This is a genomic window from Lactobacillus sp. UMNPBX17, assembly GCF_002553735.1.
Taxonomy (GTDB): Bacteria; Bacillota; Bacilli; order Lactobacillales; family Lactobacillaceae; genus Lactobacillus; species Lactobacillus gallinarum.
The window spans coordinates 43,232-67,933 of the sequence record NZ_PCYT01000004.1; the positions used below are offsets into that span (position 1 = coordinate 43,232).

A 24,702-nucleotide genomic window follows, 5' to 3' on the forward strand; every position below is an offset into this window, starting at 1 on the left:
TGACCTTCATCCTTTGGGTGGAGGTCTTTTTTACAGGTGATTAGATGATTGCTCAGGTTATTGTTGATGTTGCAACCAAGCAAACAGATCGTATTTTTGAATATCATATTCCGGCTGAATTAGAAAAAGATGTCAAAATTGGTTCAAGAGTAATAGTACCGTTTGGTCGAAGAAAAGTTCAAGGCTTTGTAGTAGGCATAGAGGCAAAAAGTCAATTTACAGGTAAGTTAAAAGATCTTTTAGTGACAGTGGATGAAATGCCACCACTTACACCAGAATTAATAAAATTGTCTGAAAATTTGGCACAAAATATTTTTTCATATCGAATTACCATTTTACAAGCAATGTTGCCATGGGTAATGCGGGCAGGCTATCGTAAACTGTTAGTACCTGCAAATGAAAAAGCTAAAAAGATGCCGTTCTTTCAAGGTGATCCCATTGATTTAGCTAAAATGATGGATCTGAAGCAAATAAAAAAAGTTCATCAATTGCTGAAAAATGATGATGCCAAAATAGAATATGTTGTAGAAAATAGAGCTAAAGAGAAAAAAGAAAATCAGTATGAATTAGCGCTAGATTCTGCAGAATACACCAAGATTTACAATACTTTGCGTCAAAATGCGGTTAAGCAAAAGCAATTGATGATGGATATTATTGAAAATAAAGATGATTATCCTAAAAGTCAAAGTGATTTGACAAAAGGGTTAGGCTTATCGGCAGCTAATTTAAATTCAGCTGTTAAAAAAGGTTGGCTAAAAAGAAAAGCTGTCGAAGTTTATCGTAATCCCTTAGCTGGTTTTGAAGATGAAAAAAAGCCAGTTCTAGTGACTTTAAATGATGAACAACAGGCTGCGTTGGATCAAATTAATAGCGCAATTGATCAGCGTAATGCAGAGACCTTTTTACTTGAAGGAATTACTGGTAGTGGGAAGACAGAAGTATATTTGCATGCAATTGGACAAGCTTTAGCTCAAGGAAGAAATGCCTTGATGCTAGTGCCAGAAATTTCGTTAACACCGCAAATGGTAAAGCAAGTAAAGGCACGTTTTGGTGATAAAGTGGCCGTTTTACATAGTGCTTTATCTGAAGGGGAAAAATATGACGAATGGCGTAGAATTCGTCGTGGTGAAATTCAAGTAGTAGTTGGAGCAAGAAGTGCAGTTTTTGTTCCGCTAGATAATATTGGATTAATCATAATTGATGAAGAGCATGAATCATCATATAAACAAGAGACCAATCCTCGTTATAATGCTAAAAATGTGGCACTCTGGCGTAGTAAATATCACCATTGTCCATTAGTACTAGGAAGTGCTACTCCATCACTAGGAAGTCGAGCACGTGCTCAAAAAGATGTATATCATCTATTACGTTTAACTAAACGTGCAAATCATAAAAAATTACCTAAAGTTAATTTGATTGATCTTAAGCATGTTCAATTTGCAGGTGGGCAATTTGACTTGTCTGTTGAATTAGTCGATGCAATTAAGAAAAGACTAGAGAAAAAAGAGCAAGTCATCTTGATGCTTAATCGGCGAGGATTTGCTAATTTCATGCTTTGCCGGGAATGTGGTTTTGTTTTGAAATGTCCTAATTGTGATGTTTCACTTAATTTGCATAAAGATACTAATAGTATGCAATGTCACTATTGCGGACATACAGAGCCAATTCCTACTCGGTGTCCTAATTGTCAAAGTTCAAAAATCCGTTTTTTAGGTACTGGAACCCAAAAAGTTCAAGAAGAACTTGAAGAACTTTTACCAGGAGCTAGAATTTTAAGAATGGATGTTGATACAACTAGGAGAAAAGGCAGTTATAAGCGGATTTTGGATTCATTTGGTAACCATGAGGCGGATATTTTGTTAGGAACTCAAATGATTGCTAAAGGATTAGATTTTCCAAATGTAACTTTAGTTGGCGTAATTAACGCAGATACGGGATTATGGTTATCGGATTATAATGCATCAGAAAAAACATTTGAGTTGCTGACGCAAGTCGCAGGACGTGCAGGTCGTGCTGACAAGGAAGGCGAAGTTTTAATTCAAACTTATAATCCAGAACACTATGCCATTCAATTGGCACAAACGCAGGATTATGAAAAATTTTATGGTTATGAAATGCATATGCGTCATGCTGGCAATTACCCACCATATTTTTATACAGTATTAATATCAGTTGCTGCTAAAAAAGAGCAAAATGCGGCTAGAGAAGCATTCAAGATAAAAAGATATTTATTGCAGCATTTAAATAATCAAGCAATAATTTTAGGACCATCGCCAAGTGCAATTTCTAGAGTAAAAAATCAATATTATTACCAAATACTGGTAAAATATAAAAAAGAACCAAATTTAAATAAACTATTGCACCATGTTCAAGATTCTGCTCAAGAAGCTAAGAAATATGGTTTAAGTATTTTTATCGATAATGAACCAGAAAGAGTAATGTAAGGAGTTGTTTTAATGACATCAGTAATATTCATGGGAACACCAGAGTTTTCAGTTCCAGTATTAGAAGGCTTAATCAAAAATAATTATGAAATTAAGGCTGTTGTAACGCAGCCTGATAAAAAGGTTGGTCGTAAACAAAAGATCACTAAGACCCCAGCTAAAATTGCTGCAGAAAAGCATAATTTACCTGTTTTTCAACCAGTGAAATTGTCTGGCTCAGAAGAAATGCAACAATTGATTGATATGCATGCTGACTTAATCGTCACCGCCGCATACGGTCAGTTCTTGCCAACTAAGTTTTTAAACTCAGTAAAAATTGCTGCTGTTAATGTCCATGGTTCACTTTTGCCAAAATATCGTGGTGGTGCACCAATTCAATATTCACTCATTAATGGGGATGCAGAAACTGGTATCACCATTATGGAAATGGTAAAGAAAATGGATGCTGGTGATATTTATTCTCAAAAAGCAATTAAGATTGAGCCAGATGACAATGCAGGAACTTTATTTAATAAATTATCAATTGTAGGTAGAGACTTACTTTTGAAGACTTTACCTTCGATTATTGATGGCAGCGTTAAAAAGATTCCTCAAGATCCAGATAAGGTAGTCTTTTCACCTAATATTACTAAAGAACAAGAACGCATCGTTCCTACTATGACAGCTGCTGAAGCTAACAATATGATCCGTGCTCTTAATCCAGATCCAGGTGCTTATATGATGCTTGAAGGCAAGCGCTTCAAGGTTTGGAAAGCAGAAGTTGCTAAGGATAGTACTGATTTAAAGCCAGGTTGCGTAGTAGCTAATAAGGACCGCTTTGCAATTAGCTTTGCTAATGGTACTGTTTTAAACTTGCTCGAGGTACAACCAAGCGGCAAGAAGAAGATGGATATTAAGAACTTTTTAAATGGTCAAGGTAGTAAATTTGCCCCAGGAGAAGAAATTGTCGACAAATAAAAGTGCCCGTGCAATTAGCTTAGATACTTTAATTAAAGTCTTAAAAAATGGCTCATATTCAAATATTAGTTTGAACAATAGTTTAAAGCATTCTGATTTATCGATTGCTGATCAAAATTTAGCAACTAGAATTGTTTACGGAACGATTCAATATCGCCTTTTTTTGGAATATCAATTGACCGGTTTGCTTAAAACAAAAATCACTGAAAAATATTTGAAGCCGCTCTTGTTGATGTCACTTTATCAGATAATATTCTTAGACAAGGTTCCTAACCGTGCTGTACTAGATGAAGCTAATAAACTAGCTAAGCAGTTTGGCAAACATCATTCTTCAGGCTATAGAGTAGTGAACGGAATCTTGCGTGCATTTATTAGACGCGGTGTGATTTTACCTGATGAAAAGGATACCGTTAAATATTTAAGTATTAAAGAAAGCGTTCCTAAATGGTTAGTTAAGTATTTAATTGACAATTGGGGAATGCAAAAAGCAAAATCAGTTTTAAGCAGTATTAATGAACCAGCCAAAAATAGTGTGCGAATTTCATCACTAGCAGATAAAAATCATGTTTTTGATCAATTAACAAAAGAAGGATATCAACCGAAATGGTCAAATTTATCTCTTAATGACGCCGTTTTAAGTCATGGTGGCATTAGCGAAAGTGATTTATTTGAACAAGGAAAGTTGACAATTCAAGATGAAGCCGCTAGCTTAGTGGTAGAAGCTTTTGATTTTGATAAAAATCAAGCTGAACATGTTTTAGATGCATGTAGTGCACCTGGCGGGAAAACTGTCCAGATTGCTGAAAATATCACTGGTGATGTAACTGCACTAGACATTCATGAAAAGAAATTACGTCTAGTAAAAGAAAATGCTCGCCGCATGCATGTGTCGGACAAAGTAATAACTAAGGCATGTGATGCTAGAAAAGCGCAAGAAATGTTTAATGCAGGTGAGTTCACTAAAATTTTAGTTGATGCTCCATGTTCAGGTTTGGGACTATTAAGACGCAAGCCTGAGATTCGTTATACCAAGAGTTTGCAAGATTTGAAGAGCTTACAAAAAATTCAGTCAGGGATTTTAGATTCTGTTAGCACATTGTTAAAAGTTGAGGGAGAATTAGTATACTCAACTTGTTCAATTTCAATGGAAGAAAATGAAGAAGTAGTTAAGCAATTCTTGCGAACTCATCCTGATTTTGAATTAAAACCATTTTTATTAAGCAAGCTTGAGTCCAAGACAGGAATGTTAAAAATAATGCCTGATCAAGATGGCAATGATGGATTTTTCATTGCAAAATTTAGATTACGAGGTTAGATTTTTGATTGAAACAGCATACGCTTCAAGTATCGGCAAGGTACGAAAAAGCAATCAAGATTTTGTACAAGTTTTTGAGAATCGTAAGGGAATTACCTTAGCAATTGTTTGTGATGGTATGGGTGGCCATCAAGGCGGCGATGTTGCCTCTACAATGGCTGTCACTCACTTAGGACATAATTTTGGCATAACAGATTTTACTGATGCTAATATTGCTCGAAAATGGCTAGATGTGCAATTAAATTCTGAAAATGAAACAATTTTAAAAACAGCTGATAAATTTCCTGACTTAAATGGAATGGGTACGACAATTGTTTTAGCTTTTGCATTTAAGGATAATGCGTTGATAGCTCATTTGGGCGATTCACGTGCTTATAGTTATTCCGAAGGAAAGTTTGTCCAATTAACTGAAGATCATTCTTTAGTTAATGAGCTAGTCAAAATGGGGCAAATTACTAAGGAACAGGCTAAGCATCATCCCCAAAAGAACATCATTACTCAAGCCCTAGGTGTATCTAGTACAATTGATCCTGAAGTTAAGGAAATTAAGCTTGATGATGACGACATCATTTTGCTATGTACTGATGGATTAACAAACTCACTCAGTGATCCACAAATACAACAAGTTTTAGCTACAAAAGAATTAAGCTTAAAAGAACGATGCAATAAATTAATTAGTGAAGCCAATCGATTAGGTGGTGGTGACAATATTACCGTTTGCCTAATTTGGAATAAGGAGGACGAGAGCAGTGATCGATAAAGGTTATCTGCTTGGTGAACGTTATCGCATTATTGATACTTTAGGCGAAGGCGGTATGGCCAATGTTTATCTGGCTGAAGATATTATTCTGCAACGTAAAGTAGCAGTTAAAATATTACGGTTAGATTTACAAAATGAACCTCAAACACAAGCTCGTTTTCAAAGAGAGGCTTTAGCCACTAGTGAATTAAGTCATCCTAATATTGTCTCTGTTCTTGATGTAGGAACTGATCATGGATTGCCATATATGGTAATGGAATATGTTGATGGTCCAGATTTGAAAGAGTATATTCGTCAAAATGCTCCTTTGGATTTGCATGAAGTGATTCGCATTATGGATCAAATTCTAAGTGCAGTTGCTTTGGCTCATAAACATAATGTCATCCACCGTGATCTTAAACCACAAAATATTTTGATGGACAAGAGAGGCAATATTAAGATTGCTGATTTTGGTATTGCGGTTGCCTTGAATCAGAGCTCTGTGACGCAGACTAATTCTGTCATGGGATCAGTTCATTATATGTCACCTGAACAAACTAGAGGCGGATTGGTTACTAAGCAGTCCGATATTTATTCTTTAGGGATTATTCTGTATGAATTGATTACAGGCACTGTGCCGTTTAATGGTGATACTCCTGTTTCAATTGCGTTAAAACACGCGCAGGAACCAATACCTTCTATTAGAAAGAAGGATCAAAGTGTTCCGCAAGCATTAGAAAATGTTGTGTTAAAAGCAACTGCTAAGGATCCACGAGATCGATATGCTACAGCACAAGCCATGCAGGCTGACCTAGATAGTAGCTTAGATCCCGAAAGAGCAGATGAGCCGGTTTTTGTGCCTAATCATGGTAACAATAATGATAAAACAATCGTTCTGCCAGGTTTTAAAGCCCCCGAAAAAGAGCAGACTGTAGAATCTGAAGAGGGAAATAAACCTGATAAAAAGAAAAAGAAAAAAGACTTTTGGCAAAATGTTAAAAGTCATAAATGGTGGTGGATTTTTTCAGTTATTGCCGCTGGATTAATTATTTTTATTATGATTTTCGCACTAAGTGGCAATAATAATAAACCACGTCAAGTTCATATTCCTGATGTAACTAATATAACTGAAAAGCGTGCTGAAAAACGGTTAGAAGCCGCCGGGTTACAAGTGGGAAAAGTAATTAGACGCCAGTCTGATGACATTAAAAAAGGTAATGTAATTGGTACTAAACCAGCAGCCGGTAATAGAGTGGATCAAGGAAAGGCTATCATTTTAATTGTTTCTAGTGGTACCAGCATGGTAAAGGTACCTGATGTAGTCGGGGATAATTACGATGAAGCTGCAGAAAAATTAGAAAATCAAGGCTTCGATGTTGTTAGAGAAGATCAATATTCAAATAAAATGGCTAAAGGCAACATCATTTCTCAGAGTATTGCTGCTGGTGTAGAAGTAAAACCAACGCAGACTACAATTACTTTGGTGGTTTCTCGAGGAAAACAGATAAAGCCAAAGATAAATACCGTTACCTTAAAAGATTTGCACAATTACTCATTAAAGAGTGCGCAAGATTATGCTAAGGAACATGGCTTAACTTTACAGATTAATCAAGAATATTCTGATGAAATTGAGCGAGGTTTGGTTATCTCAATGCAGCCGGAAGCGGGTACTAAGGTTGATCGTGGATCTACGGTAACCATTAAAGTTTCACGCGGTCCAAAAGAAGAAAAAGATACTACTGTTACGAAGACATTTACTGTTAATTATGTTGGCAGCGATCTGAAAAAGGATGATAAATTCGATGGTAAAAGTGGAGAAACTGACACTAAGGAAGACAATAGTAAAGGCGACCATGTTCAGATTTATATCAAAGATGATGATCACTCCTTGAGTAATATCTATCGTGACTTATATATTAAACGTGATATGAGTTTCTCAATTCCATTTTCAATTAAGGATGGAAACGGCCAGTTGCGCGTAGTTCGTAACGGAGAAACTGTTTTGAATGAAAAGGTGACAAAATAAATGAAACTAGCAGAAGGAACCGTTGTCGGGTTAATTGCTGGTTATTATGATGTGGAAACTGCTGCGGGTATCGTTAGAACGCGTGCTCGCGGCGTTTTTCGTCAAAAAAAGCAAAAACCTGCAGTAGGTGATCATGTAGAAATTCAAATAGATGATCAGGGTATGAGTTACTTGGTAAAGATTTTACCGCGACTCAACAGAATTGGTCGTCCCGCTGTAGCAAATGTCAGCCATGTATTGTTAGTTATTTCTGCGGTTGAACCTGATTTTTCTTTAGAATTATTGGATCGCTTTTTAACTTTCTTTTCTTGGCAAAAAGTACAAGTCACTATTTATTTATCTAAAAGCGATTTATTAAAAGGTGACAAGTTAGCTAAAATTAAAGAAGAACTATCATATTATCAAGAAATTGGTTATCCAGTGTTTACTGATTATCATGATGTAGAAGCTCAAATTCCTCAAATGATTAAAGCGGGGCAAATTTGGACATTGGCAGGACAATCTGGTGCAGGTAAATCTACTTTACTTAACCATTTGAAGAAGGATGCTAATCAGGCAACGGGAGCAATTTCTACTAGTTTAAACCGTGGTAAGCATACTACTAGAAAAGTCGAATTATTTAAATTAGGTGAAGGTTTCTTAGCTGATACACCAGGTTTTTCTTCGATTGATTTAACACCGATCAAATTGAATGAATTATGTAACTATTTCGTTGAATTTAAACGTGCTAGCAGCAAATGTAAATTTAGAGGGTGCCAACATTTAAAGGAACCTGGCTGTGAAGTTAAAAAGTTGCTTGAAGAAGGCCAAATAATGCCTCATCGTTATGATGATTATCTGGCAATGCGGACAGAAATTAGTGAAGGCCGATTACCCGAATATTTAAAATAATAGGAGAAGAAAATGATTATTGCGCCATCAATTTTGAACGCAGATAATTTAAATTTAAAAGAAAATATTAAAGATGCTGTTGCAGTAGGCATTGATCGTTTCCATATTGATATTATGGATGGACATTTTGTGCCAAATTTATCTTTTGGACCACAATTAATTAGTGATTTTAAACGTGAATTTCCCATGACAGATGCTGAGATTCACTTTATGAGTAATAATCCTGATGATCTTATTCCAGCCTTTGTTGAAGCCGGAGCAGATATCATGGAGCTGCATTATGGTGCGATGAGTGAATCCAAGCTGAATTATTGGCTTGATTATTTGGCTTCTAATGGAGTTGAGGCTGTTTTAGCAATTAAACCGGATATTCCAGCTGACGTTGTCGAAAAATTTTTGCCAAAAATTAAACAAGTTTTAGTCATGACCGTCAATCCTGGTTTTGGTGGTCAAAGCTTTATTGCTGATTCAGCTGAGAAGATTAAGCAAGTCAGAGAAATTGTAGGACCAAACATGGCAATTGAAGTTGATGGTGGCATTAATGACCGTACGATTAAAATTGCCAAAGATGCAGGTGCTGATGTCTTTGTAGTTGGCTCTTATTTATATGAAAATGGTAATATTGCAAATCAAGTACTTAAATTAGAAAAAATTATTAAGTAATGGAAGCATATGCATTATTAGGTGGACCAACAGATTTGTGGCCTGTTAACATCAAAGAAATACTTAAAGATGCAAGAAAGACAAATAATCTTATTGTTGGAGTAGATCGTGGTTCTTTGTACTTAGAAGAATTAGGAATAACTCCTGATGTAGCGCTGGGGGATTTTGACTCATTAAAAAAAGCAGATCTAGCGGAAATTGAAAGTAATGTAAGAGATATTCGTTATTCAAATCCGGTTAAAGATTTGACTGATTCTGAATTGATGCTGCATACAGTTTTTGATGATTATCAGATTGATAATTTAAATATTTTGGGTGCAACAGGGGGCAGAATAGATCATTTTTTAATTAATTTATTAATGCTGCTCGATCCATCTCTGCGACAATTCGCTGAACAGGTCTCAATAATGGATAAGCAAAATGAAATTGTCTTTTTCAATCCGGGACGTCATGTAATAAAGAAAGTATCAGAGTACCCATATATTGGTTTTGCTGCTTTAACTGCAATTAAAGATTTTAATATTTTAGGTGCCCGTTATGAGTTGCACCATTATTCTGGAGATTATCCACGAGTGTTTTCTTCAAATGAATTTTTGCCGAATACTTCTCAATTTGAAATTAATTTTGAAAAAGGGATGCTTGCGGCGATTTATTCAAAAGATGTTAATCGCTTTCATAATCTTTAATGATTGGTTTAAAATAGATGAAAAAGAATCAAGGATTAATTATGAAATATATTGATTTTGAAAAGAATGTGGCCGCTTTTGAAGATGGTCGCTATGAAGCAAGACTTGATCGCGCAAAACAAAATGTAGAAAATTAAATGCACAAAAACCATGTTCACGTTTTTGATAAGAAAAAGAAGAAGGAAGTAGCAACTATTAATGGCCTTGCTAGAAACGTTACTTACCAAGACTTGGGCTTGCCAACTAAATTGGGCGAAATGATTACTGAATATGCCTATACTCCAATTAAGGAAAGAATGGCTGATGAAATTTCAGATGATGATAAAAATCATAATATTATGAAATAATTTAAAAAAGGACAGCTGAAAAATCAGTTGTCCTTTTTTGATGTACAAAATTTTTAGCAAACAAAAAACCTTACAGATAAATCTGCAAGGCTGGTTATTAGGCACGAGTAACTTTACCAGACTTTAAAGCCTTGGTTGAAACCCATACGCGCTTTGGCTTACCGTCAACAAGAATGCGAACTTTTTGAAGGTTTGGCTTCCAAGCACGACGAGCTGAGTTCAATGAGTGTGAACGTTTGTTACCGAATGTGGTCTTCTTACCTGTTACGTAATCTTTAGCCATTTGCTAAACCTCCTTTATATATGGTGTCATACTTAATTAGGTTATCATATGTTTTGTCGCAATTCAACTTTTTTTAGGACGTATTTTATTTATTGATTACGGCAGTACTATGATAAAATAATAATCGTATATGTAGATAATAAGACGGAGGAAGAACATGGCTGTTAAGATCAAGACAAAAGATGGTTTGATTGATATTTCAAACGGTGTAATCGCAACTGTTGTTGGTGGCGCAGCTACGTCTAATTATGGCGTTGTGGGAATGGCTTCAAAAAATGCCATTCGTGATGGATTCGATGGAATTCTTAACCGTGCCAACTATAAGCGCGGTGTTGTTGTCAAGTCAGAAGATAACGAAATCACTGTTGATGTATACATTATCGTAGGCTATGGGCTTAAGATTTCTGAAGTAAGTAAGAATGTTCAAGATAGTGTTAAATTTAATCTTTCTAATCAATTAGGAATTAACACTAAAGCCGTTAATGTAATCGTTCAAAGTGTAAAGGTACTTGACGAATAACGTAAGCGGAGGTTTTAAATAGTGGTTTTAAATGAAATAGATAGTAAGCAATTTAGAGATATGGTGCGTGTTGCCACCCACAGAATTGGTAAGAACGCTGAGTTTGTTAACTCATTGAACGTGTTCCCAGTTCCTGATGGTGATACTGGTACCAACATGAATTTAACTATTGAAAGTGGGGCAAGAGCCGTTTCTGAAAATCCTAGCAGCAATGTTGGTGATTTGACTGAAAGCTTAGCTAAAGGAATGTTGATGGGTGCACGTGGTAACAGTGGTGTTATTACTTCACAGTTGTTCCGCGGCTTTTACAAGGCTACTCAAGGCATGAAGACCTTAACTGCACAAGAATTGGCTAACGCCTTTTCAAATGGTGTAGCTACTGCTTATAAGGCAGTAATGAAACCTGTCGAAGGTACTATTTTGACTGTAGCTCGTGTTGCTGCTCAAGAAGGTGCTTCTAAGGCTAATGACACTGATGATGTTACTGAAGTAATGAAGGCAGTTGTTGAAGGTGCTAAGAAGGCTCTTAAATCAACTCCAGATTTACTTCCAGTATTGAAGCAAGTTGGTGTTGTTGACTCAGGTGGTCAAGGACTTTTGTTCATTTATGAAGGTTTCTTAGAAGGTCTTCTTGGTGAAAACTTTGCTGATCAATATCAACCTGACGAAACTGAAATGGATGAAATGATCAACGCAATGCACCACCAATCTTCTGTACAAAGTCAACTAGCTACTCAAGATATCAAGAATGGCTACTGTACTGAAATTATGGTTGACCTTAACGCTGACGTGCCAAACAAGAAGAAATTCGATTTGGAAGAATTCAGAAAGCACTTGTCAGGTTTGGGCGACTCACTTTTAGCTGTATCTGATGGTGAAATTGCTAAGGTTCACGTTCACACCGAACACCCTGGTGATGTCTTCAAGTACGGTAGTCAATTCGGTCAATTAGGCAAGATCAAGATCGACAACATGCGTATCCAACACGAAAGCATCGTTGATCAAGATAAAGAACAACAAGAATCAGTTGACTTTGCTGTTATTGCCGTAGCTTCTGGTAACGGTATTAGAAAATTGTTTGAAAGCGAAGGCATAAACAGAATTATTTCTGGTGGTCAAACAATGAACCCATCAACCCAAGACTTTATTGATGCAATCAAGAAGTCAGGTGCTAAGAAGGCAATTGTTTTGCCAAACAACGGTAATATCGTGATGGCTGCTAAGCAAGCTGCAGAAGTTAGTGACATTCCAGTAGGTATCGTACCAAGCAAGACTATCTCACAAGGTCTCACTGCAATGCTTTCATTTAACCCAGATGCTTCCGTTGATGATAACGTTGAAGCTATGTCAGAAGATCTCGACACTGTAGTTTCAGGTGAAGTAACTCAAGCTACTCGTGATACTGAAATTGACGACGTAGAAATTCACAAGAATGATTACCTTGGTATCATCGACGGTAATATTAAGGTTGATAACGCTGATTTGATCAATACTACTATCGAAATGATCGAAAAGATGCTTGATGAAGATTCAGAAATTATCACTATTATGTATGGTCGTGATGCAAGCGAAGATGAGGCACAACAGGTTGTTGAAGCTCTTGAAGCCAGTCATGATGATCTTGAATTTGAAATTCATGATGGTGGTCAACCTGTATATCACTTCTTAGTATCAGTTGAATAAAAAATGATAGAAAACGCATTATTTGCTCCTGTAACAGATTTAAAAGGTGTAGGAACAAAAACTGCGGCTGATCTAGGTAGCTTAGGCATTTATAGTATTTATGATTTGCTCTTTTATTTTCCTTTTCGTTATGACGAATTGCAGACATTGCCTTTAGATCAAATCATGGATGGTCAAAAAGTAATGCTAAAGGGAATTGTAGCCACCGAACCTTTTGTTAGTCGTTTTGGTTATAAGAAGAGTCGCCTAAGTTTTAAAATGAGAATTGACCATGATGTAATCATGGTCAATTTTTTTAATCAGCCATGGCTTAAGAGCAAGATTGAAATTGGCGAAGAAGTAGCAATTTATGGTAAATATAATGTTGCTCGTCAAAGTCTTTCTGCCTTTAAATTTGTTGCAGTAAAAGAAAATGATAGTGGCATGGCGCCAATTTATCCTGTTAATCGTCATGTTAAACAAAAAAAGCTAGTTAATTTGATTAATTTAGCGGTAGATAGTTTCTTAGATAAAGTACAAGATATTGTTCCCCAGAGCATTAGAGAAAAATATCGTTTGTTGACTGATCAAGCGATTATTCAAAAAATGCATCATCCTAAAAATAGTACTGAAGCAAATCTAGCTAAAAGAAGTGCAATCTTTCGAGAATTTTTTATTTTTGAATTGCAGCTAGCTCTTTTGGCTAGCCATGATGGCAAACAAGCAGGCTATCCTAAAAATTATGATTTAAAAGAAATAGCTCAATTGACCTCTTCTTTACCGTTTGAATTGTCAGACGATCAAAAAGAAGTTGTTAATGAAATTTTTGCTGATATGCATTCATCAGGTCAAATGCGTCGTCTGTTACAAGGGGATGTAGGATCTGGTAAAACTGTTGTTGCAGTTTATGCTATTTTTGCGGCGATTACTGCGGGTTATCAAGCAGCTTTGATGGTGCCAACTGAAATTTTAGCTACACAGCACTTTAAAAAGATTGATGAATTACTGAGGCCCTTGGGCGTAAGAGTTGCTCTATTAACAGGTAATACCAAAACACTCGAGCGTAGAGAAATTTATCGTGAATTAACTGATGGCACAATTAATGTGGTAATTGGCACACACGCTTTAATTCAGAACAGTGTCATTTTTAAAAAGTTAGGCTTGGTAATCATTGATGAACAACACCGTTTTGGCGTTGGACAAAGACAGGCTTTAATTAATAAAGGTGATCAGCCTGATATTCTAGCTATGACGGCCACTCCAATTCCTCGAACGCTGGCTTTAACAGTATATGGAGATATGACTGTTTCTGAAATTCATCATATGCCTGCCGGTAGAAAACCAATCATTTCATCTTGGAAGACTAGTAGTCAGATGAAAGATGTTTATCAGAAAATGCAGGAGCAACTTGCACAAGGTTTTCAAATATATGCTGTTACGCCGCTGATTACTGAATCTGAAACATTGGATTTAAAGAATGCGGAGGAATTACATGCTAAGTTAAGTCATGATTTTCCTAATCAAAATGTGGTTTTGCTTCATGGTCAAATGCCCGGTCCTAAAAAGGACGAAATTATGACCGCTTTTGCTAGTGGAAAAATAAATATTTTGGTTACAACTAGCGTAATTGAAGTTGGAGTCGATGTGGCTAATGCCAATATGATGGTCATCTATAATGCGGATCGTTTCGGATTAAGTCAACTGCATCAGCTTCGCGGAAGAATTGGACGTGGTAAGACGCAAAGTTATTGCGTTTTTATAGCTGATCCGAAGACTGATTCTGGTAAAGCAAGAATGAAAATAATTGCTGCTACCAATGATGGCTTTAAATTAGCAGAAGAAGACCTTAAAATGCGTGGCGAGGGTGATCTTTTTGGTAAAGCTCAATCTGGATTGCCTGAATTTCGCGTGGGAGATGTAGTTAATAACTACAATACCTTGGTTGTTGCGCAAAAAGTGGCGCGAGAATTAGTTCAGCAAGATCCGAAATTAGCTGATCATCAGACACTTAACCAAGTGCTAGAATATAAACAATTAGAACAAAATAGAATTTAAAAGATTGTGGTGAATTATATTGAGAACAATTGCTATTGATGCGATGGGCGGAGATAATGCGCCTGAAGCAATCGTTGAAGCTGTTTTAAAGGTAAAAGATGAAATGCCTGAAACTAAGTTTTTATTATTCGGTGATAAAGAACAATTACGTAATTTAATTCCTGCTGATCAAATTAATGATCAATTGGGCGTAGTTGCAACCACCGAAGTGATTGCCGATGAAGATGAACCCGTTAAGGCAATTAGAAGAAAGAAAGATTCTTCAATGGTTGTAGCAGCAAACTTTGTTAAAGAAGGAAAGGCCGATGCTCTTCTTTCTTTAGGTAATACTGGTGCATTATTAGCCTGTGGTATTTTTATCATCGGTCGTATTAAGGGCATTACTCGTCCAGGCTTAATGCCAACCTTACCAGTTCAAAATAGTGATGACGGCTTTAATATGGTCGATGTAGGTGCCAATGCTAAGAGCAAACCTGAATATTTACTTCAATGGGCAGAAATGGCATCATATTATGCTGAAAAAATTCGTGGCATTCAAACTCCTCGCATCATGCTATTAAATAATGGTTCTGAAAGTGATAAAGGGGATGAGGTTCACCAAGCTGCCTATGAATTATTAAAAGATAGTGACCTTAACTTCCAAGGGAACATTGAGGGGAATGAATTATTACTAGGCAAAGCTGATGTAGTAGTTACAGACGGTTTTACTGGCAATGCTGTTCTTAAAAATATTGAAGGTACATCAAGCGTAATCTTGCATTTGCTAAAAGATAGCTTGTTAAACGGTGGTGTTATGACTAAATTAGGAGCTTTGATGGTAAAGGGCTCTTTATCAAGTCTTAAATCAAAGTTTGATACAGCTAAGTATGGCGGTGCAGTTTTGCTTGGAGTTAATGCACCAGTGGTTAAAACTCACGGCCGCTCTAATGAACGTCCAATTTATTTCACTTTAAAACAAGTTGATAAAATGATTAAAGAAAATTTGGTGCAAGATTTTAAAGACGAATTCGCTACAAAATAGTACAATAGTTTATTAAAAAGGAGAATTTGTATGACAGAAGAAGAAATTTTCAATAAAATTAAAACCTTAATTGCCGATAATTTTAATGTTGATCAAGATAAAATTACTGAAAATACTAATTTTACAAATGATCTAGACGCTGATTCTATCGACTTAGTTGAATTTATTTTGCAACTTGAAGATGAATTTGGTTCAGAAATTCCTGATGACGAAGCTGAGAAAATTAAAACTGTTGGTGACGCTGTATTATATATTAAGTCACATCAAGGTTAATTTCCTAAAAAAAAGCCCTATCGTTATTTACATACGACCGACTTTGTGTTTATAATTAGAAAATAAATAGAAAATATTAAACAGCTTTTAATAAAAGAAGCTATAAATGGAGGAATGACCTTTGGAAAAGCAGAGTGATCTATTACTAGATATACAGCACCTGCATACGGCGTACCGTTTGCAAGGGAAGTTCTATGATGCTGCGGACGATATTAATTTAACTTTAAAGCGCGACGAGATTTTAGCCATTGTTGGTGAATCTGGTTGTGGTAAAAGTACTATCGCTTCAAGTATTATTGGATTGTACGACCATAAAAATACTAAAGTTACAGGGGACATTCTTTATAATGAATTGAACCTTGTTGGTTTGAATGAATCATTGTTCAACAAGATTCGTGGAGATAAGATCGGGATGATCTTTCAGGATCCACTTGCTAGTTTAAATCCATTAATGCGTGTTGGTGACCAAGTTGCCGAGACTCTTTATTACCATACTGATATGGATGAAAAAGCACGTCACGCACGAGTTATTGAATTATTTAATCAAGTAGGAATGCCTAGACCTGAAGAAATGTACGAGATGTACCCACATGAACTTTCAGGTGGTTTGCGTCAGCGTGTAGTTATTGCGATGGCTATTGCATGTAAGCCAGAAGTAATTATTGCTGATGAACCAACTACTGCTTTGGATGTAACTATTCAAGCTCAAATTTTGGACTTGCTAGAAGATATTCAAAGACAGTCACATTCAGGTATTATCTTGATTACCCACGACTTGGGCGTTGTGGCTGAGACTGCTGATGAAGTTGCGGTTATGTATGCTGGACAAATTGTTGAAAAATCAGATGTTAAGACAATTTTTGAAAATCCACTTCATCCATATACAAGATCACTTCTTAATTCAATGCCTCAATCTGATGATACTGATGAAGACCTTCATGTTATCAAGGGTACTGTACCATCTCTTAAGAATATGCCACGTAGTGGTGATCGATTTGCTGCAAGAATTCCTTGGATTCCTGCAAGTGCCCATGAGGAGGAGCCACGTGTTCATGAGGTAGCACCTGGTCACTGGGTAAGATGTACCTGCTGGAAGACATTCCACTTTGAGGATGAAGACAGTACGCAAAAAGCAACAGCAGCAAGCGGGGAGTAATTTATGGCAAAAGAAATTATCCAAATAAAAGATTTAAAAGTCTATTACCCAATTCGCTCCGGCTTTTGGAACAGAATTACAGATTATGTTCGTGCCGTTGATGGTGTAAACTTCTCAATTAACGAAGGTGAAACCTACGGTTTGATTGGTGAATCTGGTTCTGGTAAATCAACTACCGGTAAAGCAATCGTTGGGGTTGAAAAAGTTACTGGCGGACAAATCATGTATAAGGGTTTGGACGTCACTAAGGCAAGCAATCGTAAGAAGCTTGATTATAACAAAGATGTTCAAATGATTTTCCAGGATTCAATGTCAAGTTTGAACCCTCGTAAGAGAATTGAAGACATCATTGCTGAACCGATTAGAAACTTTGAAAATTTGACTACCGATCAAGAACGTGATCGTGTACAGGACTTGCTTGACATCGTAGGGATGCCTAGTGATGCAATTTACAAGTACCCACATGAATTCTCTGGTGGTCAACGTCAAAGAATTGGTGTCGCTCGTGCCGTTGCTACTAACCCTAAATTAATTGTTGCCGACGAACCAACTTCTGCTTTGGACTTATCAGTTCAAGCTCAGGTTTTGAACTTCATGAAGCATATTCAACAACAATACAACATTGCATATCTCTTCATTTCTCACGACTTAGGTGTTGTTAAGCACATGTCAGAAAACTTAGCTATTATGCACCGTGGTCGTTTGGTTGAATTAGGTAGTCGTGAAGAAATTTACAAGCACCCAATTCACATTTATACTAAGCGACTTCTTTCTGCTATTCCTCAAGTTGACGTTGAACATCGTGAAGAACATAAGAAACACCGTGAACAAGTAGAAAAAGAATTCGAGGAAAACCAAAGCAAATGGTATGACAAGAACGGACGTGTATATCCATTGCAACAGGTTGCACCTAAGCACTGGGTAGCATTGCCTGAAGATATGGCTCAAGAAGCTGAACTCAAAGAACGAGAAGAAAAGGAGAGTGATTAAGCATGTGGAAAACAATCTTACGGCGTTTGTTAATCATGATCCCACAATTGATTATCTTGAGTCTGTTGGTCTTCTTGCTTGCTAAGATGATGCCAGGTGACCCATTCAGTGGATCAATTAACCCTAACACCGACCCTAAACAAATCGAAGCTTTAAGAAGAGCTGCTGGTCTTTATGATCCATGGTATGTTCAATACTTTAGATGGGTAGGCAACTTATTCCATGGTGATCTTGGTACAAGTTATATTCAACACGTACCTGTAACATCATTAATTGCAGACCGTGCAAATAATACTTTCTGGTTATCACTTTTGACAACTATCTTAACTTATAGTATTGCGATTCCTCTTGGTATTACTGCTGGTCGTCACCAAGACCAATGGCAAGATACTGGTGTACAAATCTTTAACTACATTACTTTAGCTACACCGGGTTTCGTATTCTATATCTTAGGATTATGGCTCTTCGGCTTTACCTTGGGTTGGTTCCCAATTTCAGGTTCAGTTTCAGCCAACGCCTCAGGATTTTGGGGTGTACTTGGCAGTAGACTTTACCACATGATTTTTCCAGCTATCTTGTATGCCTTGATTGCTACTACTGGTACTGTACAGTACTTGAGAACAGGTATTGTTGATAACAAGGTTGAAGACTACGTTAGAACTGCCCGCAGTAAGGGTGTTCCTGAAAATGTAGTTTTCCATAAGCATATTTTGAGAAATTCATTATTGCCAATTGCTGCCTTCCTTGGTAACACTATTACTGGTCTTCTTAGTGGTTCAATGATTATTGAAAGTGTCTTCAGTTATCCTGGTATGGGTAAGTTGTTCCTTGACTCAATCAGTCAACGTGACTACACCACTTTAACTGCTTTGATTCTTATCTTTGGTATCTTGACTCTAATTGGTAACTTGCTCTCAGATATCATCATGAGTATTATTGACCCACGTATTAGAATTCAATAGGGAGGAGAGAAGAAATGGCTGATAAAAAGAAAGATACTGCTACAAAGAAAGCAAGTAAAAAAGACGCTACACCGAAGGCTACTCTCCCACCTTCTGGATTCAGGGTGGCTGTACGTGAAATTTTACGTTCTAAGTCTGCACTTACAGCTTTAATTATCATTATTTTAATTTTATTGCTTACTTTCGGTGGTTCATTGTTTTTGAACAGAGCACAAATTACTGAAATGAACATCGTTGACGCATACTACGGTTGGGGCCAAGGGGGGCACCTTCTAGGTACTGACGATGGTGGTCGTGATATTTTGAAACTGCTCATCATGGGTGGACGTAACTCAATCATGATCGGTATCTCAGTTACTGTAATTACTGAAATTGTTGGTTTGGTAGTCGGATTAGTTTCTGGTTACTACGGTGGTGTTGTTGATGTCATCATCATGAGAATAGTTGACTTCATTCAAATTTTGCCACAAATGCCAATTATCATTGTTTTGACTACAGTTATTCCTAACTACAACGCTGTGACTTTGGTATTCTTGATTGCCATGTTTGGATGGACGACGACGGCACGTTACTACCGTTCATTCATCCTTTCACAGCGTGACCGTGACTATGTTTTGGCATCAAAGACTTCAGGTTCATCTAACTTCCAAATTATGTTCCGTGAAGTTTTGCCTAACATCACTTCAATGATTATCATCGACGTTGTTTTGACTATTGCTGGTAACATCGGTATTGAAACTAGTTTGTCCTTCTTGGGCTACGGTTTGCCAACCACTACACCATCACTTGGTACTTTGATTGGATTTGCTGATGACCCAGTTAACGTTATTAACCGTCCATGGTTATGGCTCCCAGCTACTATCTTGCTTTTGGTTATTTCCTTAAGTATTAACTATGTTGGTCGTGCCTTACAACGTGCAGGTGACGCAAGACAACGTGAAAATTAATAATCTAATAAATATATTAAAACAGCTCTATCGCTTGATAGAGCTGTTTTTGTGTCTGCATAATAATAAAGTTATGCAATTCTAATAAAATAAAAATTAAAATTAATTTCATAAAACTATTGAAAAACTAATATATCGTGGTATTATTTAATCATCAACTTGATTCAAAGATTATTAATAAAAAACATAAAAGATGTCCTAGATGGAGGAATAATTATATGAAATTAGCAAAGATTTTAGGCTCTGTAGGAGTAGTTTCCGCAGCCGCATTAGCATTGGCTGCTTGTGGTCAAAGCGGTAGCAGTAATAACCAAGGAGCAAAGGATGCTAAGAAGTTTCCAGATTCAACTCCTAAGAAAGCTACCAAGCAAGGTGGTACCGTTTCTGTAGCATTGGAAACTGATACTCCATTTACTGGAATCTTTTCAGATGAATTATCAATCTCCGCACTTGACTCAAGTGTAGCTGCACCTGGTGAAGAATCATTATTCGATACTGATGATTATTACAGAATTAACAATAAAGGTGCCGCAACTATGAAACTTGACCGTAAGGCCAAGACAGTAACCATCACTGTTAAGAAGGGTGTTAAGTGGTCAGACGGTAAGCAAGTAAATGCTAAAGACCTTGAATATCCATACGAAATCTTGGCAAACAAGAAGACTCAAGCACAACGTTACGATTCAACTCTTGAATCAATTCAAGGTATGAAAGAATACCACGAAGGCAAGGCTAAGACTATTTCCGGTATTGAAATGCCAGATGGTGAAAATGGCCGTACAATTGTAATTCACTACAAACAAATGAGACCAGGTATGTACTTCTCAGGTAACGGCTACTTCTGGGAATCAGCTGCACCATACCACTACTTAAAGAATATTCCATTTAACAAGCTTCAATCATGTGACCAAATCAGAAAGAAGCCATTATACTTTGGTCCATTTAAGCTTGATAAGCTTGTTCGTGGTCAATCAGTAACTTGGGTACCAAACAAGTACTACTGGAGAGGTAAACCAAAGTTAAACAAGGTTGTAATCCAAGTAGTTAGCCCTAACTCAGCTTCACAAGCTATTAAGAGTCACAAGTTCGATATCACTGGCGTAATTAACTCACAATGGGATCAAGTTAAGAACACCAAGGGTGTTAACTGGGTTGCTCAAGTTCCATTGGCATACGACTACGTTGGTTTTAAGATGGGTAAATGGGACGCTAAGACTGGCAAGAATGTCATGGATAAGAACTCCAAGGTTGCCAACAAGTCATTGCGTCAAGCTATTGGTTACGCAATGAACATTGATGCCGTTAACAAGCGTTACACCCAAGGCTTGAGCTTCAGAGTTAATACTTTAATTCCTTCAGGCTTCGGTGCATACCACGACAGCAGCATCAAGGGCTACAACTACAACTTGAAGAAGGCTAACCAATTATTGGACAAGGCTGGCTACAAGAAGAAGGGTAAGTGGCGTGTACAACCTAACGGTAAGCCATTAGTACTTCACTTTGCTACTATGTCAGGTTCACCAAACGCTGAAGCTATTGCTCAAAACTACTTACAACAATGGCACAAGATCGGTTTGAACGTTAAGCTTACTGGTGGTCGTTTGATGGAATTCAACTCATTCTACGACAAGGTTCAACACGATTCTAAGGATATCGACTTCTTCCAAGCAGGTTGGAGCTTAGCTTCTGAACCATCACAAGGAAGCGTGTACGGTGAAACTTCACCAATGAACTACGAACGTTTCGTAACTCCAGAAAACAACAAGTTGCTTGCTGAAATGGACTCAGAGAAGTCATTTAACACTAAGTACCGCGTAAAGGTCTTCCACCAATGGCAAAAGTACATGTACGATGAAGCCTTTGTAATCCCAACCAGCAACTCATACAGTATCAGTGCTGTAAACAACAAGATCACCGGTTACTCAACTAAGCCATCACAAAACAACAACGGGCACCAATTATGGTACCAAGTAGGTTACGCTAAGTAAAATCTGAATCATTAGTAATACTATTCTCCAAACTCTAAACATAAATAATTCTTTATCTAGACTTTCATATTAAAATCTAATAACTAACACAAGAAAACAGGTATCTCAAAATGAGGTGCCTGTTTTTTTAATGCCGTTGTAACTTTTTTGTAATAGTGCTAAGATGAGAAAGTCAACTTGCCTCGAGTTATGGAGGATTTTTACTAATGAAAAAGGCAAAACTTTTTGCTGGTATTACGCTGCTATCAGGTGCAGCACTTACATTAGCAGCTTGTGGTAAATCTGGCTCTAATGCCAATGAAGCTTCTAACGCCGCTAAATTTAGCCAAGCTGTTCCAACTAAAGCCACTAAAAATGGTGGTACAGTAAAGGTTGCGGTTGAAACTGATACACCATTTACTGGAATTTTTAATGATGAACTTTCAACTTCTAATACTGATAGTGAAGTTATGCAATATGGTGCTGAGAGTCTTTTTGGTACCGATGATCACTATGTGTTCAACAATAAGGGTGCAGCTACTATTAAGATTGATCAAAAGGCTAAGACTGCAACTATTAACATTAAGAAGGGTGTTAAGTGGTCAGATGGTAAGCAAGTAACCGCTAAAGACTATGAATATGCTTACGAAATCATTGCTAACAAGGATTCTAAGTCACAACGTTACACTGCAAGTTTAGCTGACTTGGTAGGTTTGAAAGAATACCACGAAGGTAAGGCAAGCACTATTTCTGGTCTTGAAATGCCAGATGGTGAAAATGGTCGTAAGGTTGTTCTTCACTTTAAGACTATGAAGCCAGGTATGAACACTAGTGGTAACGGCTACATCTGGGAAGCTGCAGCACCTTACCACTACTTAAAGGACGTTAAATTCTCAGACTTAATGTCAAGCGACAAGATCCGTAAGAAGCCTTTGTTCTTTGGTCCATACAAGCTTCAAAAACTTGTTCGTGGTCAATCAGCTACTTGGGTACCAAACAAGTACTACTACAAGGGCAAGCCAAAGCTTAGCAAGATTACCGCTACTGTAATCAACCCTAACTCAGTTGCTCAAAGTATTAAGTCAAACAAGTTTGACGTTATCCAAGTTATCAACTCACAATGGCCAAACGTTAAGAATACTAAGGGCGTTAACTTCATTGCTAATGTTCCACTTTCATACTCATACCTTGGCTTTAAGGTAGGTAAGTGGGACGCTAAGAAGGGCGAAAACGTAATGAACCCTAAGTCCAAGATGAACAACAAGGCTCTTCGTCAAGCCATTGGTTACGGTATGAACGTTAACCAAGTTGCTAAGCGTTACTCATACGGCTTAAGCTTTAGAATTCCCACTTTGATTCCTAAGCAATTCGGTGATTACTTCGATAAGGATGTAAAGGGCTACACTTACAACCTTAAGAAGGGTAACGAAATTTTGGACAAGGCAGGCTTTAAGAAGAAGGGCAAGTATCGTGTACAACCAAATGGTAAGCCTTTAACTATCCGTCTTGCAGCTATGACTGGTACTTCAAACCAAGAACCAATCGTTCAAAATTACATTCAACAATGGAAGAAGATGGGCTTGAATGTTAAGTTGACCGGTGGTCGTTTAATTGAATTCAACTCATTCTACGATAAGGTTCAACATGATGATCCATCAGTAGATATGTTTATCGGTGCCTGGTCACTTTCAAGTGAACCATCACCAAACGACCTTTACGGTGAAAAGTCACCAATGAACTATTCTCGTTTCGTAACTAAGAAGAACACTCAACTTCTTGATGAAATGGACTCACAAAAGGCCTTTAACCACCAATACAGAATTGATAAATTCCACGAATGGCAAAAGTACATGGATGACGAAGCTTACGTTCTTCCTGTATCAAACAGTTACACTATTACTGCAGTTAACAAGAAACTTACTGGCTACTCACTTAAGCCATCAGCTTCAATGGGTAACGGTTTCCCTAACTGGTACAATGTTGCTTATACTAAGTAAAATTAAGCTTAAAAACGAAAAGTCACTTCTAATTCTAGAAGTGACTTTTTTGCATTCAAAATATAGCACTAAAACTGGTATAATTTAAAGGTATAAAAGGGGCAATTTTATGGTAAGTACAAAATTTCTAAAAAAATTAAAAGATGAATATAATATTGAATTTAATAATGAAAAGCTATTAGAAGAAGCATTTACGCATTCCTCATATTCAAATGAGCATCCTAACGATGGAATTCGTGATTATGAAAAGTTGGAATTTTTAGGTGATGCCGTTCTTGAATTGGCTGTTTCTGATTATTTATACCGTCATTATCCTAAATTAAATGAAGGAGAATTAACACGGTTAAGATCTAATATTGTTAGAACTGAAGGATTCTCTGAATTTGCGATTGAATGTGGTTTTCAAAATGAAATTCATTTAGGTAATGGTGAGGAAAAAGCTGGTGCTCGTAATCGTAAAACATTGTTGGAAGACGTTTTTGAAGCATTCAATGGCGCTTTATTCCTTGACCAAGGGATGCTAGCAGTTGAACATTTTTTGCATTTAACTGTTTATCCATTGATTGATAAAGGCGAATTTGATGATTCACGTGATTATAAGACCGATTTGCAGGAGTTATTACAACAAAATGGTCCAGTAAATATTGAATATTCGGTACTTAGTGAATCACAATTGCCATCACATTTTGTAGTTGAATTAAAGATTAATGACCAAGTTCAAGCACAAGGTGAAGGTCATAACAAGAAAGCTGCAGAACAACAAGCCGCTAAAGCAGCTTTACAAAAATTAGAGTAAGGGGA

22 protein-coding genes are annotated in these 24,702 nt (G+C 36.9%); 21 read left to right on the forward strand and 1 reads right to left on the reverse strand.

Annotated elements, in window-relative coordinates; all coding sequences use genetic code 11:
* The first annotated feature begins 44 nt into the window (after positions 1-44).
* The 9 genes from priA (at position 45) to CP368_RS01580 (ending at position 10,068) form a co-directional block, all read left to right on the forward strand.
* Positions 45-2,444: a primosomal protein N' gene (gene priA, locus CP368_RS01540; RefSeq protein WP_098045683.1), complete on the forward strand. Its 2,400-nt coding sequence runs from the start codon at positions 45-47 to the stop codon at positions 2,442-2,444.
* Between the two features lie 12 nt (positions 2,445-2,456).
* On the forward strand, positions 2,457-3,401 hold the full coding sequence (gene fmt / locus CP368_RS01545; RefSeq protein ID WP_098045684.1) for a methionyl-tRNA formyltransferase: 945 nt from the start codon (positions 2,457-2,459) through the stop codon (positions 3,399-3,401).
* Entirely contained in the window at positions 3,352-4,716 is a 1,365-nt protein-coding gene (gene rsmB, locus CP368_RS01550) for a 16S rRNA (cytosine(967)-C(5))-methyltransferase RsmB (RefSeq protein WP_098045685.1), read from the forward strand. The genes fmt and rsmB overlap by 50 nt, the downstream gene beginning before the upstream one ends.
* Positions 4,717-4,720: 4 nt before the next feature.
* Complete coding sequence (locus CP368_RS01555; RefSeq protein WP_025005845.1) at positions 4,721-5,476, forward strand: Stp1/IreP family PP2C-type Ser/Thr phosphatase; 756 nt, start codon at positions 4,721-4,723, stop codon at positions 5,474-5,476.
* On the forward strand, positions 5,466-7,481 hold the full coding sequence (pknB, locus tag CP368_RS01560; RefSeq protein ID WP_098045686.1) for a Stk1 family PASTA domain-containing Ser/Thr kinase: 2,016 nt from the start codon (positions 5,466-5,468) through the stop codon (positions 7,479-7,481). Before CP368_RS01555 ends, pknB begins: the two co-directional genes overlap by 11 nt.
* Positions 7,482-8,372 carry a ribosome small subunit-dependent GTPase A gene (gene rsgA, locus CP368_RS01565; RefSeq protein ID WP_087176438.1) on the forward strand — a complete coding sequence of 297 codons (891 nt, stop codon included), beginning with the start codon at positions 7,482-7,484 and terminating at the stop codon, positions 8,370-8,372. It begins immediately after the preceding gene.
* A gap of 12 nt (positions 8,373-8,384) precedes the next feature.
* Positions 8,385-9,035 (forward strand): ribulose-phosphate 3-epimerase, encoded by a 651-nt coding sequence (gene rpe, locus CP368_RS01570; RefSeq protein WP_087363636.1) that lies wholly within the window; start codon positions 8,385-8,387, stop codon positions 9,033-9,035.
* Positions 9,035-9,721, forward strand: coding sequence for a thiamine diphosphokinase (locus CP368_RS01575; protein WP_098043916.1), 687 nt, complete (start codon positions 9,035-9,037; stop codon positions 9,719-9,721). Before rpe ends, CP368_RS01575 begins: the two co-directional genes overlap by 1 nt.
* A gap of 137 nt (positions 9,722-9,858) precedes the next feature.
* Positions 9,859-10,068, forward strand: coding sequence for a hypothetical protein (locus CP368_RS01580; protein WP_087235451.1), 210 nt, complete (start codon positions 9,859-9,861; stop codon positions 10,066-10,068).
* A gap of 97 nt (positions 10,069-10,165) precedes the next feature.
* Here CP368_RS01580 and rpmB read toward each other — a convergent pair whose 3' ends face one another.
* On the reverse strand, positions 10,166-10,351 hold the full coding sequence (rpmB, locus tag CP368_RS01585) for a 50S ribosomal protein L28 (protein ID WP_025005840.1): 186 nt from the start codon (positions 10,349-10,351) through the stop codon (positions 10,166-10,168).
* A 157-nt stretch (positions 10,352-10,508) separates the two neighbouring features.
* Between rpmB and CP368_RS01590 the strand changes: the two genes are divergently transcribed.
* From CP368_RS01590 to rnc, 12 genes are all read left to right on the forward strand, one after another.
* A complete protein-coding gene (locus CP368_RS01590; protein ID WP_003547910.1) occupies positions 10,509-10,871 on the forward strand; it encodes an Asp23/Gls24 family envelope stress response protein in 363 nt (120 codons plus the stop codon).
* A 21-nt stretch (positions 10,872-10,892) separates the two neighbouring features.
* Positions 10,893-12,554, forward strand: a complete 1,662-nt coding sequence (locus tag CP368_RS01595) for a DAK2 domain-containing protein (protein ID WP_098043915.1) — start codon at positions 10,893-10,895, stop codon at positions 12,552-12,554.
* Between the two features lie 3 nt (positions 12,555-12,557).
* Positions 12,558-14,588: an ATP-dependent DNA helicase RecG gene (recG, locus tag CP368_RS01600; RefSeq protein WP_098045687.1), complete on the forward strand. Its 2,031-nt coding sequence runs from the start codon at positions 12,558-12,560 to the stop codon at positions 14,586-14,588.
* Between the two features lie 19 nt (positions 14,589-14,607).
* Complete coding sequence (plsX, locus tag CP368_RS01605; RefSeq protein ID WP_098045688.1) at positions 14,608-15,609, forward strand: phosphate acyltransferase PlsX; 1,002 nt, start codon at positions 14,608-14,610, stop codon at positions 15,607-15,609.
* A gap of 30 nt (positions 15,610-15,639) precedes the next feature.
* Positions 15,640-15,882, forward strand: coding sequence for an acyl carrier protein (gene acpP, locus CP368_RS01610; RefSeq protein WP_025005836.1), 243 nt, complete (start codon positions 15,640-15,642; stop codon positions 15,880-15,882).
* A gap of 121 nt (positions 15,883-16,003) precedes the next feature.
* Entirely contained in the window at positions 16,004-17,038 is a 1,035-nt protein-coding gene (locus tag CP368_RS01615; protein WP_087235454.1) for an ABC transporter ATP-binding protein, read from the forward strand.
* Positions 17,039-17,041: 3 nt separating this feature from the next.
* Positions 17,042-18,028, forward strand: a complete 987-nt coding sequence (locus CP368_RS01620; RefSeq protein WP_098043912.1) for an ATP-binding cassette domain-containing protein — start codon at positions 17,042-17,044, stop codon at positions 18,026-18,028.
* 2 nt (positions 18,029-18,030) lie between these two features.
* The gene (gene opp4B / locus CP368_RS01625; RefSeq protein WP_025005833.1) at positions 18,031-18,990 is read left to right on the forward strand and encodes an oligopeptide ABC transporter permease; all 960 of its coding nucleotides are present in this window, start codon (positions 18,031-18,033) and stop codon (positions 18,988-18,990) included.
* Positions 18,991-19,004: 14 nt separating this feature from the next.
* The gene (locus CP368_RS01630; RefSeq protein WP_087235455.1) at positions 19,005-19,937 is read left to right on the forward strand and encodes an ABC transporter permease; all 933 of its coding nucleotides are present in this window, start codon (positions 19,005-19,007) and stop codon (positions 19,935-19,937) included.
* Between the two features lie 218 nt (positions 19,938-20,155).
* On the forward strand, positions 20,156-21,925 hold the full coding sequence (locus CP368_RS01635; protein WP_098045689.1) for an oligopeptide ABC transporter substrate-binding protein: 1,770 nt from the start codon (positions 20,156-20,158) through the stop codon (positions 21,923-21,925).
* A 206-nt stretch (positions 21,926-22,131) separates the two neighbouring features.
* Positions 22,132-23,901 (forward strand): oligopeptide ABC transporter substrate-binding protein, encoded by a 1,770-nt coding sequence (locus tag CP368_RS01640; RefSeq protein WP_098045690.1) that lies wholly within the window; start codon positions 22,132-22,134, stop codon positions 23,899-23,901.
* Between the two features lie 109 nt (positions 23,902-24,010).
* Positions 24,011-24,697 (forward strand): ribonuclease III, encoded by a 687-nt coding sequence (gene rnc, locus CP368_RS01645; protein WP_098045691.1) that lies wholly within the window; start codon positions 24,011-24,013, stop codon positions 24,695-24,697.
* Positions 24,698-24,702 lie beyond the last annotated feature (5 nt).